The organism is Nocardia sp. NPDC059240 (assembly GCF_042753865.1).
In the GTDB taxonomy this organism is placed as follows: Bacteria; Actinomycetota; Actinomycetes; order Mycobacteriales; family Mycobacteriaceae; genus Nocardia.
In genome coordinates this window covers 103238-121693 of record NZ_JBHZAC010000005.1, presented here as the reverse complement: position 1 = coordinate 121693, position 18456 = coordinate 103238, and the positions used below count along the sequence as shown (strand labels likewise).

The window sequence follows — 18456 nt, the reverse complement described above, 5'->3', positions numbered from 1 at the left end:
GTCCCGACGGATTCCCGCACTGACCGGCTGTCGTGATTCGGCCGCTGTCTCGATTCGATCGAGATCGGCCGAGTACCGGCGGTTCGCCCGATTCGGCGGGTAGGGTCTCTGCCCGGACGTGTCCGGGAAGCCCGATTGTCGAGAGGTTGTGTGGATGGCCAAGCGGCTGGTCGCAGCTGCGGGGGCGGTGATCTTCGGGGCGGGTGTCCTCGTCGGCATGGATCGGATCGCGGCGGCGGATCCGGGTGCGGCACAGGCCGTTCCGGGGACCGGGCCGTGTAGCACCGAGGCCAAGCCGTCGCACGAGGCGCTGGTCCCCAAGACCCTCGAGGTGCCTGTTGTCTATCCGGTGGTCACGGTCGATCCGGGACCACCGGTGGAGAACGTGAAACGCGTGAAGATGGACCTACCGTCGGATCCGTGCGTGAACCCGTGCCCGGATCTCACCGATCAGCCCGCTGCCGCACCGGATCTGGCGCAGCAGCTCGGGCTGCCGAAATTGATCATCCGGCCGCAGCCGTTCAATTTCGCGTTCCCCAACCCGAATCCGCAGCCGCTGCCGCCCGGCCCCGACCCGGCCAACCCGCCGGTCGAGGCCGCCGCGCAGCTGCCCGCGCGCCCGACTCCGCAGGTCTCCGACGTTGCCGAGGTGGCCAAGCTGACCGGTGCGAACTCGGTCAACCGCACCGACAAGCGCTGGCAGGTGCAGGGCACCGACCTGGGCATCATGTGGCAGAGCGCGCCCGACGAGATCGCCATCGCCTTCGGTGACACCGTGGGCCGCGACTTCCATCCGCCGGGCGGCATGGGCGAGGATTGGCGCTCGAATCTGCTGGCGTTCAGCAAGAATCGGGATCTGAGCCAGGGCGTCGTGTTCGACCACATGGTCACCGACGACCGCTGTCACGCGTCCGAGCTGCTGAGCAGTCGCAAGATGGACAATATCGAGATCACCACCATCCCGACCTCCGGCTTCGCGCTCGGCAATCGGCAGTACATGAGCTACATGTCGATTCGCACCTGGAACAGCATTCCGGGCACCTGGTACACCAACTACGGCGGCATCGCCTACTCCGACGACCACGGCGAGCACTGGACCAAGGATCCGTACGCCAAGTGGCAGAACATCTTCGGCGTCTCCAACTTCCAGGTCGCGGCCATGGTGCCGCAGGGGGACTGGGTGTACATGTTCGGCATCCCCAATACCCGCCTGGGCGGGGTGGCGCTGGCCCGGGTGCCCAAGGAGCAGGTCCTCAATCCGACCGCGTACCAGTACTGGAACAGCGGCGCCTGGCTGCCCGAGGTGAACGGATTGGCCACCGCCACACCGGTTGTCGACGCGCCGGCCGCCGAACTGTCGGTGCGCTACGACGAGGACCGCAAGGTGTGGCAGATGAGCTACCTGGACACCGCCAAGGCGGCTCTGGTGGTGCGGGAATCGGATTCACCGCAGGGCGTGTGGTCCGACAGTGCGGTGACGGTGAGCGCGCTGCAGTATCCGGAGCTCTACGGCGGCTTCATCCACCCGTGGTCGACCGGCAAGGACATGTACTTCACCATGTCCACCTGGAGCGACTACAACGTCTACCTGATGCGCGCCACCCTGAACTGAACGGGGCTGCAACGCAAAAGAGCGGGCCGCACACGAATGTGCGGCCCGCTCTTCAGGTTTCGGGGCTCAGCTGAGCCGGACCTCCGCGATCGCGCGGCCGAAGAGCTTCTTGCCCTCCGAGGTCGCGCCGATAACGACGGTGGCCGTACCGGTTTCGGCGTCCACCGACTTCACCTTGCCGGTGAACTCGACGGTGGTCGCGGCGGTCGGCTCGACCGCGACGTAGCCGGAGAAGCGGACGCTGAACTTGCCCAGCGCCGACGGGTCGCCCAGCCAGTCGGTCAGGTAGGCGGCGGTCAGGCCCATGGTGAGCATGCCGTGCGCGACCACGGTCGGCAGGCCGACCAGCTTGGCGGCGGAATCGCTGAAGTGGATCGGGTTCGGATCGCCGGAGACGCCCGCGTAGTTGACCAGGTCACCGCGGGTGACCGGCATCTGCGCGGCGGGCAGCTCGGTGCCCGCGGTCACGGTCGCCGCGGTCGGGACGGTGCGGACGCCGCGCGGGGAGGCGGGCGCGGCCGGTTCGACGACCTCCTCGGGGGCCAGCAGCACCAGTCCGGTCGGGTCGCCGTCGAATTCCCCGGGCTGCGCGACATGGCCGTGCATGACGACACCGGCCACGGTCTCGACCATCGACGGATCGATCTCGACGCCCTTGCGGGCCACGATGGTGGTGGTGGAGACCAGGACCGGCAGCCGGTCGGCGTCGGTGAAGGTGACCTTGGCGGTGATGAAGTCGTTGTCGCCGAAGCTGCGGATGCTCTCCACGACGACATCGACGCTGAGCCGGTCGTCGGCGAGAATCGGGCGGAAGTACTCGAAGACCTGATCGGTGTGCAGGGTCTGCGAGAGGTCGTACTCGGTCAGCACCGAACCGATCAGGGTGCGGGTGGTGGCGGCACCGATCACCGACGCGAAGGTCGGCGAGGCGAGCAGGCTGGTGTAGCCGAGCGCGACGGCGTCGTCCTCGCGATGGTGGGCGGGGTGGTTGTTGCGCACCGCGCGCGCGAACTCGCGGACCTTCTCGCGGCCGACGTCGTAGTGATCACGCACGCGGAAGTGCCGGCCGACGAGTTCGGCGGCGGTGGCCTTGGTGGCCTCTGCCGTTTCCGGCATGGTGGTCGCTCCCTGCAATCGAAACCCGGTGGGCCCGCACCACTTCTATCGGACACCGCCGTACGCGACGGAGACAATGCCCTGGACGGTGTACAACCGTTGAAGTGCCGGAACGCCGAAAAGGCTGGCCCAGACAATTCGGGCTACTTTACCGGCGTCCCGGACCACTGACCAGGTGTTTGTGACGTTCGTCGCGGTACTTCATGGCGTTTATCGTCGGGCTCTGTGACGGTTATCGCGGTAGAGCCCGCGAACGCGTCAGTTTCCGCTCTGTGGATCACATACCTTCCACGAGCCACCCTCGTTCTTCAGGTCGAAGGTGCGCGCGGTGGTTTTTGTGGGATCCGCGGCGGTGTACACCGTCGCCTGTGCGATGGCGGTATCGCCGGTCACCTTGATGGCGTCGAGGCTCTTCACCAGCGGAATGCTCTTCTGGTCCTTGGAAGTCCGATACACGCTGGTGAACTGGTCCGCCGAGATCTTCTGGTAGAAATCGTGCGGCGCGCCGCAGGTCACCGCGCGCAGGGTATCCAGATTTCCGCTGTTCAGCGCATCGGTGTACGACGTGATCGTCTTCTGCACCAACGCTTCCGGCGAATTATCGCTCTTGTTCTTCATCACCAGCCCGGCCACCACACCGATGACCGCCGCCACCACGACCACCGCCGCCGCGATGATCAGCACCTTCTTCTTGGATCCGGCCCCGGCCTTCTTCTCCCCGTCGCCCGCATCCGCCGCCGGCACCCGCTGCGGCTGCGCCAACGGCCGTGCATCCCCCTGGACACCCTGCGGTGCGCCTTGCGCACCAGGCTGCGAACCCGGTCCCTGAGGTGCGTTGGGTCCTTGGGGTGCAATGGATCCCGGAGATCCGTTCGGCCCCTGCGGCGTATTGGGGCCGTGTGGCGCGTTCGGGCCTTGAGGTGCGTTCGGGGCCTGTGGCCCGCGAGGTCCCTGCGGCGCACCCGCCCCCACCCGCTGCGGCGGCGCGATCCGCGGCCCGCCGATCGGCTGCGCCGGTGTGGTCGGCTGCATATCCGCCGGTGACGGCGCGCCGCCCGGTCGGCGCGGCCCCATCGGCGGTCGCGGCGGCGCGGGCCGAGTCTCCTCCACGGGCGCATCCTGTGCGGGCGCACTCCCGCGCGGCCCCACATTCCGCGGCCCCGCATTCCCCCGCGGCGACTGCGGCGGCTTGCTGACCGCCCGCCCTTGTGGCCCCGAAACCCGAATCTTCTCGGTCCCGGCCTCCCCGGTGACAATCGGCAACGCCATGGTGGCGTCATCCACCGGTACCGGAACCTTCTTGATCACAACGGTTTCCGCATCGCCCGCAGGCGCTTCCCCGGAATCCGCGGCACCACCGGACTTTTCGCCCTCGGTAGAACCCGCATCCTGCTGCGTCGAATCCTGCTGCGCGTCACCCTTCTTCGCGGTCGCCGGCTCGTCGGAGGCTCCCGCATCCGCGCCCGGCACTTCCGCCATACCTTGGGTCGGCACATCCTGCGGCGCGGGCTTCCCCGGCGCCTCACTCGCATCGGCCGGTCCCGAACCGCCCTGCGCACCGGCCTTTCCGGCAAGTGCCCCGGCCGCAGCAGCCCCGCCTGCAGCAGCCCCGGCCGCAGCGGCTCCAGCCGCAGCGCCGGATTGCTTCGCGCCATCCGGCTTGCCCGCGCCCGAACCGCTCGCACCCTGCCCCGGCCGCTGGATCTTGATCAACTGCGTAGTCGCGTCGGCTGATACTTCGGCGTCGGGAGCCTTCTTGTCCCCACTCGGCCGCTGAATCGGAATGTATTGGGTAGGTGCGTCATCGGCCGGAGACGAAGCCCCGGGCCCCCGCCCGCCACCCGCGGCCGACGGCTGCCCGGACTGGTTACCGCCGCCCGCCTTCTGCGTACCGGCCGCCGGTCCGCCGTTCGCGGGCCGCGACTGTCCGCCCGGCGCGGCGGGGGCCGACGGCTGACCGCCCGAACCGGATTGTCCGGCGCTGCTGGGCTGTCCGCTCGGTTGGCCGGGGGTGGCGGGCTGGCTGCTGGGCTGGTTCTGCGGGGCGAAAGCGCCCGATCCCTGGCGGGCTGCCGGGGGCTGATTGCCGGAGGCATTTTGCGGTGCGGCCGGCGGCTGGACACGGCCGGCGCCGGCAGGGGGCTGGACGCGACTCGCCCCGGCGGGCGCGGGCGTGTCGTAGTGGATCGTCGCGAAACCGGGTTTGGCTGCGCCGGTGCTGATCTCCTCGGTGCGGGTGTTGGGGGAGGGGATCACTTCCGTGGCGGCGGTCGGCGGGGCCGCGTCGGCGGGCGAGGCGTCGGCCGGGGTGCCTGCGGCGGGCTTCGCGGACTGGTCGGCCGGGTTAGCGCTGGGGGTGGTGTCCGGAGACTGCGCGGCGGGACGGGCTGCCTGGTCGGCAGCACCCTGCGGCTGCTGGTCGTCTTTCTGGTCGGACACGCGCTGCACCCCTCGCTTCGGCGGAACTGTGATTCGACGGTCAGCCTAATGGGATATGTCGACGTAGTCGTCCATACTGCGCGCACGGCCGGAGCTAATGCGGAGGTACGCCTACTGAGCAAATCGGGCGGCGGTGCAGAATGATCGGCATGACCTCCTTCGGTGATCTGCTCGGACCGCAGCCGGTCCTCCTTCCGGAAAACATCGAGGCGGAGGACGCGCTCCTGCAGAATCAGGACCCGGTGCAGGTCGCCGCGGCGCATCCGACCGCCTCCATCGCCTGGGCGCACCTCGCCGAAGCCGCCCTGGCCCGCGGCGAAAACGCCGACGGCGAGGTCAATCACGACATCATCTCCGCCTACGCCTTCGCCCGCACCGGCTACCACCGTGGCCTGGACCTGTTGCGCCGCAACGGCTGGAAGGGCTTCGGTCCGGTGCCGTGGAGCCACGAACCCAACCAGGGTTTCCTGCGCAGCGTCGGCGCACTCGCCAAGGCCGCCCGCGCCATCGGCGAAACCGAGGAGTACGCGCGCTGCCTCGACCTGCTCGAGGATTGCGACCCGCGCGCGGCCGGCGAACTCGGCCTCGACTGAATTGACCAGCGGCCTAGGCGAAACCCTCGACGCTGCCCGCGAGAGCAGCGTCACCCGCATGCGCCGCGCCGCCGGGCGCGTCCGGTCCTCCATCATGCCGATCTCCCAGTGCGCGATCGGCGCGGGCGTGGCGTGGTTCATCGCCCACCAGGTGATCGGCCACGAACGCCCGTTCTTCGCGCCGATGGCCGCCATGATCTCCATCGGCGTCTCGTTCGGCGCCCGACTACGCCGCTCGATCGAGTTGATCGTCGGTGTGGCGGTCGGCATCGGCGTCGGCGACCTGTTCGTCTCGCAGGTCGGCACCGGCACCTGGCAGATCGTGCTGCTGGTGGTGATCGCCATGTGCGCGGCCGTCTTCCTCGACGGCGGCCCGGTGATCACCATGCAGGCGGCCAGTTCCGCGGTCTTGGTGGCGACGCTCTACCCGCCCGGTCAGGGCGGCGCGGCCTTGCGCATGATCGACGCACTGGTCGGCGGCTTGGTCGGCATCGTCGTGGTGGCTGCGATTCCGCTGCACCCGGTGCGACGCGCCCGGGAACAGGCCGCCGGAATCCTCGAGGTGATGGGCACGGCCCTCACCGAATGCGCGGACGGTCTGCTCGAACACGATTCCGACAAGATCAAGCAGGCGCTCGAAGCCGCCCGCGGCACCCAGTCCGCGATCGATTCCCTGCGCAACACGCTCGAAGGCAGCCGCGAGATCATTCGAATCTCCCCGCTGTACTGGAATTCCCGCGCCCGCCTGCAACGCCTGCGCGAGGCCGCCGACCCACTCGACAACGCCATCCGCAACACCCGGGTGCTGCTGCGCCGCGCCCTCACCTCGGTCCGCGACGACGAGGTGCTCAACCCGGGCCTGATCATCGAGGTCGAGAAGCTCGGTCAGGCGGTGGACGTGGTGCGCCGCATGATGCTCGCCGACCCGGACGAGAAACCGGACCCGGCCGAGGCCACCCGCGTGCTGCGGTCCGTCGGCAAGGGCGCGACCAAGAACCTGGTGGACGGCGCGGGCCTATCGGCGCACGTGGTCTTCGCCCAATTGCGTTCCATCGTGGTCGATCTCATGCAGGTGTGCGGCATGCGCCGGCTGTCCGCCATGGCCTTGCTGCCGCCGACCGTCCCGCACCCGTACGTCACGCCGATCGACTGAGCTGCGGTACCCGCTGCTGATCTTCGAGTAGTCCACTACTCGCGTCGAACCGTTTGTGCGCCTCTACCGTTCGTAACAAGCCGGATTTACGAGGGGTAATCCGGTCGGACTCGCAGCCGCTGCCGCTGCGAAGGGGGCCGCCCGGCAACCGGGTCGTCCGGGCGGCCCATCCACTCTTGCTCAGGACCAGAATCGGACCAGCCAATAGCCGTTCGACCACCAGAAGCGGGACAGTCCCGAGAGGTCGTACAGGCTGCTGACCATATTGAAGAAGACATCGCGGACCTGCGGCGTGAACAGCAGCGCGAACAGAATCAGGATGCCGTACGGCTTGATCTGATCCAGTGACCGCCGCGTCTGATAGCTCAGCGAAGGCTCCAGAATCCCATACCCGTCCGTCCCCGGAATCGGGATGAGGTTCAGCAGGGTCGCCGTAATCTGCAGGAACGCAAGGTAACTCAGTCCGTACCAGAACGCCGAGTGGTGGAATTCGTTGCCCCACAGCCGCACGACCACGAGCAGCACGATCGCGCAGACTGCATTCACGGCCGGACCGGCGGCACTGAGAATCCGCTGCGTGCTCGGTTTGAAGTTGTGCGACTGCACGTACACCGCGCCACCCGGCAGCGCGAAACCGCCGATCGCGATGAACACCAGCGGCAGACCGATCGACAACAGCGGATGGCTGTACTTGAGCGGATTCAGCGTCAGATACCCGCGCATCTCCACCTCGCGGTCCCCGGCCCGCCACGCCACGTACGCGTGCGCGAACTCGTGCAGGCAGACCGACACGATCCAGCCCGCGACCACCAGGAGAAACACCCCGAACTTGGACAGCGCCGAACCGTATTCGGCGTCCCAGGCCAGCGCCCCACCCAGCGCCGTGACCGCCACGACCAGCAGAAACACCGGACTCGGCCGGACCGCTCCGGATGCCCGTCCCACGGCACGCGGGTAATTCACCTCTGTACTCCCAACTGGTCGGCTCGTTCGTTCCGCCGATTCCCATTCTGGGGGTCGATCAGCGAACCAGCAGCCAAGGCTCGTGGTGTCGGTAGAAGGTGGAGCGCTTCACGACCCGCTCGCCGGTGATCCCGTCGCGGGTGACGATCGCGCCACTGGTGCCCAACTGCATGGCCCGTCCCTCGACCCAGCGCTTCTTGCGCAGTCCGCGCTGCACCGTGGCATGCAGCCCCGGCATCTCCAGCATCGGTGAAACCTGCAGTGCGGCGACCTTTCCGGTGAACAACCGGGTGTCGTCGACGTACGCCTCGCCCTCGAGTTTCGCGCCCGCTTCGCCGACGAGGGTGGCGCGGCCGATGAGCACGGTGCCGGTGTCGTCGCGAATCAGCGGGGTCTCGCGCGGCTTGCCCTCGAGCGCGCGCTTGGCGGCGGCCGAACCGGTGCCGGTGTCGTAGGCCCGCGAACCGTAGGTGCGATCGATGGGCACGAAACCGATTTCGACGTGCAGGCGTTCGGTGCGCATCAGATGGGTCAGCACGGCGGCCAAGCCGGCATCCTCACCGAGCACGATGAGCCGGGGCAGGCTGTCGGCCGCCATCACCGGCAACAGCTCGTCCAGCGTGGTCGAGTCCGGGATGGCCGCGGTCTGGGTGAGCGGAAGAGAGGCCAGCGCAATGGGTACGGGCGCGCCGTCGCAGCGGAGAACATGGGTACTCAACTGCCGAACACCCTCCTCTGGCTTGCCAACACGTGTGCCCCTCGCTGCGTTCGGATGGACCCCCGCAATTCCCTCTCCCGGTGCCACCATAGCTCTGTCTCAATTGCCACGCTGTCCCCGCTGCGCATCCGTTACCGTGCCCGATTTGTCGCGGGCTTCGCGACCTCGCTCGGCCGGTCCGTACCGCGCCCGGCCGCGAACTGCGGGTATGCCCTTCCGGGTGACATGTGACCCATCCCGTAAAGTGTCCCTACGGCCACCGCCTTCTGACGGCGGGTAGCTGCAGCACATGGGGCTGCGCGTCGAACCCGTAGGAGACACTCACATGCCGGCAATCGTGCTGATCGGCGCCCAGTGGGGCGACGAGGGCAAGGGCAAGGCAACCGATCTGCTCGGCGATCGGGTCCAGTGGGTAGTTCGATACCAGGGCGGCAACAACGCGGGACACACCGTGGTGCTGCCGAATGGTGAGAGCTTCGCCCTGCACCTGATTCCGTCCGGCATTCTCACCCCCGATGTGACCAACGTCATCGGCAATGGCGTCGTGGTCGACCCGGGTGTGTTGCTCGCGGAACTCGCCGGTCTGGAAGAGCGCGGTGTGGACACCTCCCGCCTGCTGCTCTCGGCCGACGCGCATCTGATCATGCCGTACCACGTGGCCATCGATAAGGTCACCGAACGCTTCTTGGGCAACAAGAAGATCGGCACCACCGGCCGCGGCATCGGCCCCTGCTACCAGGACAAGGTCGCCCGCGTCGGCGTCCGCGTGGCCGACGTGCTGGACGAGAAGATCCTCACCCAGAAGGTCGAGGCCGCACTGGAATTCAAGAACCAGGTGCTGGTGAAGATCTACAACCGCCGCGCGCTGGACCCGCAGCAGGTGGTGGACGAGGTGCTGGAGAAGGCAGAGGGCTTCAAGCACCGCATCGCCGATTCGCGTCTGCTGCTCAACCAGGCGCTGGAGCGCGATGAGATTGTGCTGCTGGAGGGTTCGCAGGGCACCCTGCTGGACGTCGACCACGGCACCTACCCGTACGTCACCTCGTCCAACCCGACCGCCGGTGGCGCGGCCGTGGGCGCGGGCGTCGGCCCGAACAAGATCACCACGGTGCTCGGCATCCTGAAGGCGTACACCACCCGCGTCGGCTCCGGCCCGTTCCCGACCGAACTCTTCGACGAGTCCGGCACCTACCTGGCCAAGACCGGCGGCGAGGTCGGCGTCACCACCGGCCGCGCCCGCCGCACCGGCTGGTTCGACGCCGTGATCGCCCGCTACGCCACCCGCGTCAACGGCATCACCGACTACTTCCTCACCAAGCTGGACGTGCTCTCCAGCCTGGACACCGTCCCGATCTGCGTGGCCTACGAGATCGACGGCGAACGCGTCGAACAGATGCCCACCACCCAGACCGACTTCCACCACGCCCGGCCCATCTACGAAGAGATGCCCGGCTGGTGGGAGGACATCTCGGGTTGCCGCACCTTCGAGGAGCTGCCCGCGAACGCCCAGGCGTACGTGAAGCGCCTGGAAGAGCTCTCCGGCGCGCGTGTTTCGTGCATCGGCGTCGGCCCCGGCCGCGACCAGACCATCGTCCGCCACGACATCATCTCCCCCGCCTCCCCGCGACTTTAGCGGGCGGCAGGGTGCCGTCATGGGTCTCGCACCCGTGCCGGCGGTCGGGTGCCGAATCAATTCTGGACGTACCCGGTGAGTTACCCGCATCTCGCGAAATCAGTTGTCGCTGAGTCGAAATAAACCGCGCCCGCCGCTACTGCGGCGGGCGCGAGTTGTTTGGCGCATCAATAGGTGATGAGTGGGGCCAAGGGGTCGGCCGCGTGTGGGGTCAGGCCGTTGTAGGCCGCCGCGATGGACTTCACCGCGAGGCGGATGTCGGCTTCCTCGTGGGTGAAGGGGAGGCGGATGAAGCGTTCGAAGGCGCCCTGGACGCCGAAACGTGGTCCGGCGGCGAGGAGTACGCCGTGGTTGGGGGCGGTGGCGGCGAGGGCCGTGGAGACCGGGGTGGGGAGTTGGGCCCACAGGGACATGCCGCCGGTGCCCTCGTTGACGCGCCAGTCGGGGAGTTCCTCGGCGAGGGATTCCAACAGCACCGCGCGGCGGGAACGGAGTTGGGCGCGGCGGGTGGTGAGGATTTCGTCGGCGTGGCGGAGCAGGTGGACGGTGGCCAGCTGATCCATCACGGGGGTGCCGAGGTCGACCGTCGAACGGGTGCCCAGGAGCTTGGTGATGAGGGCCTGATTGGCGCGCACCCAGCCGACGCGGAGACCACCCCAGAAGGACTTCGACGCCGAACCGATGGTCACGATCTCCGAGCCGCGCGCGAAAGCGGCTGCCGGGGGCGGGGATTCGAGATCCGACAGATTCAGGTCGACCATGGACTCGTCGACGATCACCGTCATGCGCGTCTCGCGGGCGATGGCGGCCAGTTCGGCGCGGCCCTCGGCGTCGAGCAGATGGCCGGTGGGGTTGTTGAAGTCCGGGATCAGGTAGGCGACGCTGGCGGCGGTCTGCCGTGCGGCGCTACGGATTCCGTCGAGATCCCAGCCGTCGGGGCGCATCGGCACCGGCACCGGGCGCGCGCCCACATCGCGGATCGCCTCGATCGCGTTCGGATAGGTGGGGTGCTCGATCAGCACCCGCTCGGCGGGAGTGGTGAGCACATTGAGCAGCAGTCGAAGCCCGTGCTGCGCGCCGAGGGTGATCAGGATCTGATCCGGTTCGGTGGGCAGGCCGCGCTCGGTGTAGCGGCGGGCCAGCGCCTCCCGCAGCATGAGCACGCCCACCGGGTCCATGCCGTGCGTACCCAGATAGGTCGGCAGTCCTTGCAGCGCAAAGGAATAGGCCTCGGTCATCTGCGGCGGGGCGGCCATGGCGGCATAGGTCATGTCGACGGTGGCCAGTTCCGGCTGCGCCATCATGGCGAGAATGCTGCGGGCCGGCTTCGCGCCGTCGTGCACCACGGTCGGCGGTAGCGCGACGGTACTGCGCGAACCCTGACGGCTGATCAGGTAGCCGTGCTCGCGCAGCAGCGTGTACGCAGAGGTGACGGTGGTACGGCTGACCTCGAGAGTGGTCGCCAGATCGCGTTCACTGGGCAGCGCCACGCCCAGGGGTGCGCGGCCGTCGTGGATGAGCAGCCGGATGCTTTCGGCCAGTGCCACATACGCGGGCCGGGTCGCGCGCTTGGCGGCGCCGCCGGCGCCGGATCGGTCATTGTCGGTGGCCCCGGCTTCGTCGTTCCGCCACCGGCCCAGGTCGCGCGTCAGGCTGGCCGCGCCGATCACTCGTGTCGCCATAAAGGCCAGTATCCGGGTACTGGATATTTTCTTCAAGTCCAAGGGGAGGCCACTATGGGTCTATGGTCGCTCTGCTCGTTTCCTTCCTGGCCGTGGCCGCCTTCGCCGGTCTCGTCTACCGGTACGCACCCAAGTCCGATGAGCGCTGGGGCATCCTGCTCGAGCGTTACCGCCCGCATGGCCCCATGTCGGACTGGTCGGTCGCCGAATATGAAGCGTCTCGCCAATATTCGGACCTGGCCGCCATCGCCACCCAGCGCCCCGAACACTGCCCGCCCACCCCGGTCCGCCGCTTCCGTCGCGGTGTTCCGGCCGTGGCGGCCCTCTCCACCATCCCCTGCCGGGGAGAGTCGGTCCAGTTCTAGCAAACTGGCCTCGAATTCGAGAAGTGTCGGTGCCACCGTGCACACTGGCCCTATGTCCGCCCCGGCTCGCCCCCAGGCGTCGGCCGCGCTCTTCGACACCGCGATAGGCACCTGCGCCATCGCCTGGAGCGCCACCGGCGTCCTGCGTTTCGCCCTCCCCGACCCCGACCCGGCGACCACCCGCACCTACATCCTGCGCAACCACCGCCTGGTCGAAATCCACGAGGCCGACCCCACCCCCGAAATCACCGAGGCCATCACCCGAATCCAAGCCCACCTCTCCGGCGACCTCGACGACCTCCGCTGGATTGCCTTGGACACCACCCGCTTCAACGATTTCGACCGAGCCGTCTACGAAGTCACCCGAGCCATAGACCCCGGCCACACCCTCAACTACGGCGCAGTCGCCAACGCGATAGGCGCTCCCGGCGGAGCCCAGGCCGTAGGCCAATCCCTGGGCCGCAACCCCATCCCCCTGATCATCCCATGCCACCGAGTCCTGGCCGCCGACCACGCCCTCCACGGCTTCTCCGCCCCCGGCGGCATCACCACCAAACAACACCTACTCGAAATAGAACGCACCCCCGGCTTCGGCGAACCCACCCTCTTCTGAGCCGGGACGCCTACGAAAACGCCCGCACCGACAAGATCGGTGCGGGCGTTCTCACGAAATCAGCGGTCAGTTCTCGGTTCTGATGACGTGGTTCCAGTCCAGCTCCGGGTGAACCAGGACGTTGAGGTCCAGCGGCATGACCCAGGACCGAGTGCAGAACACCCACACGTCTGAGCCTGGGGTGAAGGTCATCCGCCCCGTGACCGGTCCCCGCAGGACGCCGCTCGTAGGCGCGCTGTTGACGAAGGGCGGTTGCAGGCTCCAGCCGCCGCAGGTCCACGACTCGTCGGGTGCGATGTCTGCGCGGATAACGCCGCCCGGCTCGGTCGAGATAACCGGCGCGGTGGCAGAGGCGGCCTGGGTGGCGAGCCCGCCGCCCGCGACCATGGCCCCGGCGATCGCGGCCATACGTAGTGCTGTCCTCATGAGATTCCTTGTGTTCGTGGATCGTTGCAGGTCTCGGACGGGCGGCGCGGCGAAAGATGTTTCACCGCACCGCATCCGTCAGCTACAGGGCGCCGCCGAGGAAGCCACCGACTGCGCCACCAGCGACGCCGCCGGCAAGGCCACCGGCCGCGGCGGCGGGGAGACCGACCGCGGCCGCACCTGCGGCTGCGCCGATGCCCGCGCCGATGAGCGCGCCACCCGCGGCACCGCCTACGACGTCGATCGGTGCGAGCCAGGGTGCGACCGCTATGCCGCCCACCGTGCCGATGGCCGCGCCTGCGATCGCGCCGATTCCGGCCCCGATGGCCGCGCCACCGGCACCTCCGAGGACCGCTGCCGGGACACCCGCGCCGACCGCACCGAGGCCCGCGCCGATGGCTGCGCCGCCGAGGGTGCCCGCGGCGATCTTGTCGGAGCGGCTCGGGTTGACGCCGATGGAGTTGAGGCCGGTGGCCAGGGCCGCTTCGGTGTTGGCGGCGAGGCCGTTGGCGCCGTCGAGGATGTTGTCGGGGACCTGATCCGGTGCGGGGGTGGAGAATTCGCCGATGCGCAGGGTGCGCGGGGGCGGGGCGATCGGGAGGACCGGGGTCACCGTGGTGGGGGCGTGCAGGGTTTGGAAGTCGACCGCGGGGGCTGCCTGGACGTTGGGGACCGGGCGGAAGTTGGCGGGGATCGGGTAGTCCGCCTGCGGCTGGGGTTGTGCCTGCGGCTGTGGCTGATTCGGTGCCGTGACGCCGGGTTGCACCGAGTTCGGGCGAGAGCCCGGGTGGTCACCGGCAGGGGCGGCCACGCCCGGCTGGACGGCGGAGGGGCGCTGGCCGGGGAAGGGCGAGTCGGCGACGGCGCCGGTACCCGCGCCCGGGCCGACGCCGGAGTCGGCCGAACCGGTGCCGGGCTGCGGATTTCCCTCGGGGGCAGTGGCATTGCCGGGCTGCTGGGTGGGGCTCGCCTGCGGGGCGGCCGACTGGGTTGTGCCGCCTGCCGCCTTGGCGGGCTGATCATTCGAGCTGGAGCAGGCCACGGCCAGGGTCATGGCCAAGGGGATGGTGCCTGCGACGATCGCCCGTCGAGCCACGCTGCTGTGCATTCCACGATGCCGACGTGTCACGCCGAAACACCAACCTTCCGAACATATTTCATTGCTTCGGCCCGAGGGCCGTCTGTCGATGCCAGTGATTCGCTCCGGCTGCGTCGCGCGGCGTGCCCACCGCGCCAACGTTTTCCATTCCCGCAGGTCAAACCGCCCAATCGGGGGTGCGAAGTTTCATCCCCGATGCGGTGATGCGGTGATGCGGTGTCAGAGGTTCGCGGCCGCCCAGGTGCCGGCACCCGCGCCGCCGAGGACACCGCCGATGACGCCACCGACCGCGCCACCGGCCAGCGCCGCCGGGATGCCGAGGGCGGCGGCTCCGACGGCGGCACCCACGGCCGCCCCGACAGCGGCGCCACCGGGCGCCGCCACGACGGCGAAGGGCACCATGGTGGCCGCGAAGGTGGTGGCTGCCGCGCCGATTGCGGCGGGGACCGCGCCCACGCCTCCCGCCGCGCCACCGACCACCGTGCCGACCGCTGCGGCACCGGCCGCGGCTGCCAGCGGAACTCCCGCTGCCGCAACGGTTCCCACCACCGCGCCGACACCCGCGCCGATCAGCGCGCCACCCACGCCACCCACCACGGCGGCGGGGATGCCGGTGATCGCGGCGCCGGTGACGCCGCCGACCAGGGCGCCGCCGACCGCGCCCGCCGCGGTGGCGGCAGCGATCTTGTCGGAGCGGCTGGGGTTGATGCCGATGGACTGGCCGCCCGTGGCGATGGCCGCCTCGACGTTGGCGGCACCGTCGTTCACCGGGTTCAGAATGTCGTCGGGAACCTCGTCCGGGATCTGCGTCATGAAGTCGCCGATGCGCAGGGTGCGCGGCGGGGGAGCGATGGGGGTGACCGGCTCGACGGGCTCGGGCAGGTGCAGCGTCTGCAGGTCGACGGCGGGGGCGGGCTCGGTTTCGGCCGGGACCGGGCGGTGGTTCTGCGGCACAACGTAATCGGCCTGCGGGGCGGGCTGGGCCGGTTGTGGGGCGGGCGGGGTGGCGGTGGTGCCGGGCTGGTGTGTGTTCGAGTCGGCGGGTGCGGACTGGCCGGGGCTGGTTGTCACGCCGGGCTGCGGGGTGGCCTGGGCGACCGAGGCGCAGGCGATGGCGATGGCCAGGGGCAGGATGCCGACGGCGGGACGGATGGCGTGGCGGAGCACGCCGGTATTCATTTCTCGATGCCGACGGATCACGCCAGAACACCACCCTCATCAGATTGTTTCGACCCCCGTGTGACCCTCGACGGGCTCACACTGTGCCGGATGTTAACTGATTGAGAGTTGCTTGCTCTAGTCCGAACTTTTCCCTGGATAGCGTGACGGTGGGCGGCGAGACATATCGCACAATTTGCAGGTAGAAAGGTTTCTATGGCAACCGGCGGGGGTCATGCTTCTGATTTGCCAGAAGATGTCCCACCGCGCATCAGTTCGGCCAGCGCCTCCCGATCGGTGACATCGAGCTTGATGCACGCCCGGTAGAGATGCCCTTCCACGGTCCGCACCGACACCGTCAGCCGGTCCGCGATCTGCCGATTCGACAGCCCGGCCACCACGAGATTCGCGATCTCCCGTTCCCGCGCGGTGAGCGGCAGCGGTTGCGCGGACTGCCGCAGCGCCGGGGTCGAGGCCCCACCGCAGGCGGCGGCCAGCCGGTTGGCGGTGGCCGCGGATTCCAGCAGTCGCCGCCGGTCCCCGGCGCGCTCGTGCGCCGACGCCGCCTGCGCGGCCGCGTCGGCCGCCGAGAGCAGCGCCCCGATCGCCTCGAATTCCGCTGCGGCGGTATCCAATCCGGGACCGTCGTGGGCCGCGACCGCGACGGCGTGCCGGGCCTGCACCTGGACCAGGCGGCCGTCGATGCGGGCGGCGAGATCCGCGAGCCGTCCGGCCACGGTGTGATCGCCGAAGCGGGCGGCGGTATGGAGCGCCATTGCCTCGACCGCGTGCTGATGCGAGCGGGCGGCCAGATCGGCGGCCCCGATGGCGAGCCGGATGGCGGGTGTGGCGGTGCCTTCGGCGGCGACCTGCATGGCCTTCGCCAATTCCATCAGCGTCCCGTAGACGGCGCTGTGCCGTCCGCCCCGGAAGGTCGCCGCCGCAATGGCTTCCGCGGCCTCGGCGGGCCGCCCGATCGCCGCGTACGCCTCGGCCAGCCGCAGCTGCGCGGGGAACATCCAGGCTGCCGCGCCCTCGGTGCTGAGCGCGGCGAGGGCCTGTTCGAGATTGTCGATGCCCTGCGGGAATTGGCCCTGCGCCACATCCACGGTGCCCTGCAGGATCTTGGCCATGCCCCAGGCGAGGTATTGGCCGGGCGAGGAGAACGGGTAGGGCGTATTGGCGCAGCGGCGTGCGGTCTCCAGTTCGCCGGTGAAGGTGAGCGCCAGAACTTCCGCGTGCGCGAACATGAACCGGTTCAGGCCGTCGATATGCGATTCGATGGCGTGGCCCCTGGCCGCGTACTGCCGAGCCGCGTCACCGCGACCCATGAGCGCGAGGGCGAGCCCGCCGCCGAAGGCCGCCCAGTACACCGCCCAGGGCGGCGCGTCCGGCATCGACATGACCGGTTCGGCGAGGGTGAACGCCTCCTCGATCCGGTTCTCGTTGACCGCGCATGCCGAGGCCACACCGTCCAGTGTCGCAACGATTTTCGGGTGCTTGACCCGGCTGCGCACCGATTCCAGCACGGCATCGGCGCGGTCGGCGTCGCCCATGGACCACAACAGGTTCGACACCCGGGTGCAGCCCCAGTTGGCCAGCTGCACCTCGTTCATCTGGTCCGGATCGAATCCGGCCAGGGTGCGCTCCGCTTCGATGCGATGCCCCTGCCACAGCAGCGCCCGCGCCAGCAGATCCGCCGCCTCGACTCCACCGCGCCGTTCCACGGCCGCGCGCGCGAACCGTTCTCCCAGCGGGAGATTCGCCAGCGCGATGGCATCGGCCGCCGCCGCCTCGAACAGTTCCAGATCCGCGGATTTGTCACTGTCCAAGGCCAATTCGGCCAGTCGGATGCGCTCGTACGAGGAATTGATGGGCCGGTCCTTCAGCGCCGAGTACAGTCGCCCGCGCAGTCGCCGTGCCGACGCGATCCCCAGCCGCCGCCGGATCACCTCGCCGAACAACGGATGGTTGTAGCGCACCAGCAGCTGATGGCTGTTCTCGACAATCCGGATGAGTCCACGGGTTTCGGCGGATTCGACCGCTTCCTCGCCCGCGATCTCCGACAGCACGTCCAGGTCGATGGGCTCGCAGAAGGTGAGCAGTTCCAGCACCCGCAGCACCGAATCGGGTAGCTGCTCCACCCGATCCTCCAGCAGCGCAGCCAATTCCGAGGTGACCGCCGCGCGCCCGCGCAACTGCCACACGCCGTTGACCTGCCGCAGCGTCCCCGCCTCCAACGCGCCCTCGACCAGGTGTCGCAGGAAAAGCGCGTTGCCGCCGGAGGATTCCCACATCAGGTTGGCGGTGAAGCCTTCGAGCTGCCCGCCCAGCATCGATTCCACCAATTCCACGCTCTGCCTTTGCGTGAACGGTTTCAGGTCGAGGCGCAGCAGGTGCCCGTCCTTCCACAGGGAGGTCACGGCGTCGGGCACCTGCACCCCGCTGCGTACCGTGCACACGATGTGGGCAGCCCGGTCGATGGCCAGCTGCAGCAGCAGGGTGGCCGAGAGCTGATCGAGCAGATGCGCGTCGTCCACCCCGATGATGGTGTGCCCGTCGGCGAGCAGCGCCTCGCGCGCCGCGGCCATGAAGGTCACCGGATCGTGGGCGGTGTACACCCCCACCATGTGCGCGAAGACGCCGAGCGGAATGCTCCGGGCGGATTCGGTCCCCGCGACCCATCGAATGTTTCCCCCGACGGCGGCGGTGGCCTGCCGCGCCAAGGTGGTTTTGCCGACCCCCGCGTCACCGGTGAGAACCGCTCCGACGAGGTCGTCGCCGGTGAGCGCCGCCCTGATCGATTCGAGTTCGCTCTCCCGTTCGACCATCGGCCAATTCCGAGCCATGGGTCAACTGTAGTGCGCCCGAGCTGCCCGAGCAGGG

The 18456-nt window shown here is 69.0% G+C and carries 15 protein-coding genes; 6 read left to right on the top strand and 9 right to left on the bottom strand.

All coding sequences use genetic code 11. The annotated features are described in order from the left end of the window. Positions 1 to 154 precede the first annotated feature (154 nt). Positions 155 to 1612 carry a DUF4185 domain-containing protein gene (locus ACFXHA_RS19370; RefSeq protein ID WP_379358544.1) on the top strand — a complete coding sequence of 486 codons (1458 nt, stop codon included), beginning with the start codon at positions 155 to 157 and terminating at the stop codon, positions 1610 to 1612. A 66-nt stretch (positions 1613 to 1678) separates the two neighbouring features. On the opposite strand, the gene ACFXHA_RS19365 is transcribed toward ACFXHA_RS19370, so the two are convergent. Further along, positions 1679 to 2728, bottom strand: coding sequence for a fused (3R)-hydroxyacyl-ACP dehydratase subunits HadA/HadB (locus tag ACFXHA_RS19365; RefSeq protein ID WP_379358542.1), 1050 nt, complete (start codon positions 2726 to 2728; stop codon positions 1679 to 1681). Positions 2729 to 2986: 258 nt separating this feature from the next. Continuing rightward, on the bottom strand, positions 2987 to 5167 hold the full coding sequence (locus ACFXHA_RS19360; RefSeq protein ID WP_379358540.1) for a hypothetical protein: 2181 nt from the start codon (positions 5165 to 5167) through the stop codon (positions 2987 to 2989). Between the two features lie 149 nt (positions 5168 to 5316). Between ACFXHA_RS19360 and ACFXHA_RS19355 the strand changes: the two genes are divergently transcribed. Continuing rightward, complete coding sequence (locus ACFXHA_RS19355) at positions 5317 to 5760, top strand: DUF3151 domain-containing protein (protein WP_379358538.1); 444 nt, start codon at positions 5317 to 5319, stop codon at positions 5758 to 5760. A gap of 58 nt (positions 5761 to 5818) precedes the next feature. Continuing rightward, positions 5819 to 6913, top strand: a complete 1095-nt coding sequence (locus ACFXHA_RS19350) for an aromatic acid exporter family protein (protein WP_379359577.1) — start codon at positions 5819 to 5821, stop codon at positions 6911 to 6913. 180 nt (positions 6914 to 7093) lie between these two features. Here ACFXHA_RS19350 and ACFXHA_RS19345 read toward each other — a convergent pair whose 3' ends face one another. Both ACFXHA_RS19345 and ACFXHA_RS19340 read right to left on the bottom strand, forming a co-directional pair. Next, the gene (locus tag ACFXHA_RS19345) at positions 7094 to 7876 is read right to left on the bottom strand and encodes a site-2 protease family protein (protein ID WP_379358536.1); all 783 of its coding nucleotides are present in this window, start codon (positions 7874 to 7876) and stop codon (positions 7094 to 7096) included. A 58-nt stretch (positions 7877 to 7934) separates the two neighbouring features. Further along, complete coding sequence (locus ACFXHA_RS19340) at positions 7935 to 8594, bottom strand: hypothetical protein (RefSeq protein WP_379358534.1); 660 nt, start codon at positions 8592 to 8594, stop codon at positions 7935 to 7937. Positions 8595 to 8919: 325 nt separating this feature from the next. Between ACFXHA_RS19340 and ACFXHA_RS19335 the strand changes: the two genes are divergently transcribed. Further along, on the top strand, positions 8920 to 10227 hold the full coding sequence (locus tag ACFXHA_RS19335) for an adenylosuccinate synthase (protein ID WP_379358532.1): 1308 nt from the start codon (positions 8920 to 8922) through the stop codon (positions 10225 to 10227). Between the two features lie 167 nt (positions 10228 to 10394). On the opposite strand, the gene ACFXHA_RS19330 is transcribed toward ACFXHA_RS19335, so the two are convergent. Next, on the bottom strand, positions 10395 to 11909 hold the full coding sequence (locus tag ACFXHA_RS19330; RefSeq protein ID WP_379358530.1) for a PLP-dependent aminotransferase family protein: 1515 nt from the start codon (positions 11907 to 11909) through the stop codon (positions 10395 to 10397). 62 nt (positions 11910 to 11971) lie between these two features. On the opposite strand from ACFXHA_RS19330, the gene ACFXHA_RS19325 reads away from it, so the two are divergent. Continuing rightward, complete coding sequence (locus tag ACFXHA_RS19325; protein ID WP_379358528.1) at positions 11972 to 12274, top strand: hypothetical protein; 303 nt, start codon at positions 11972 to 11974, stop codon at positions 12272 to 12274. Positions 12275 to 12326: 52 nt separating this feature from the next. After that, positions 12327 to 12887 carry a methylated-DNA--[protein]-cysteine S-methyltransferase gene (locus ACFXHA_RS19320; RefSeq protein WP_379358526.1) on the top strand — a complete coding sequence of 187 codons (561 nt, stop codon included), beginning with the start codon at positions 12327 to 12329 and terminating at the stop codon, positions 12885 to 12887. Positions 12888 to 12953: 66 nt separating this feature from the next. Here the strand turns inward: ACFXHA_RS19320 and ACFXHA_RS19315 are convergent, their stop codons facing one another. The 4 genes from ACFXHA_RS19315 to ACFXHA_RS19300 form a co-directional block, all read right to left on the bottom strand. Beyond that, a complete protein-coding gene (locus tag ACFXHA_RS19315) occupies positions 12954 to 13313 on the bottom strand; it encodes a hypothetical protein (RefSeq protein WP_379358524.1) in 360 nt (119 codons plus the stop codon). Positions 13314 to 13395: 82 nt separating this feature from the next. Then, complete coding sequence (locus ACFXHA_RS19310) at positions 13396 to 14409, bottom strand: hypothetical protein (RefSeq protein ID WP_379358522.1); 1014 nt, start codon at positions 14407 to 14409, stop codon at positions 13396 to 13398. Between the two features lie 222 nt (positions 14410 to 14631). After that, positions 14632 to 15591 (bottom strand): hypothetical protein, encoded by a 960-nt coding sequence (locus ACFXHA_RS19305; RefSeq protein ID WP_379358520.1) that lies wholly within the window; start codon positions 15589 to 15591, stop codon positions 14632 to 14634. 212 nt (positions 15592 to 15803) lie between these two features. After that, the gene (locus tag ACFXHA_RS19300; protein ID WP_379358518.1) at positions 15804 to 18419 is read right to left on the bottom strand and encodes a LuxR C-terminal-related transcriptional regulator; all 2616 of its coding nucleotides are present in this window, start codon (positions 18417 to 18419) and stop codon (positions 15804 to 15806) included. Positions 18420 to 18456 lie beyond the last annotated feature (37 nt).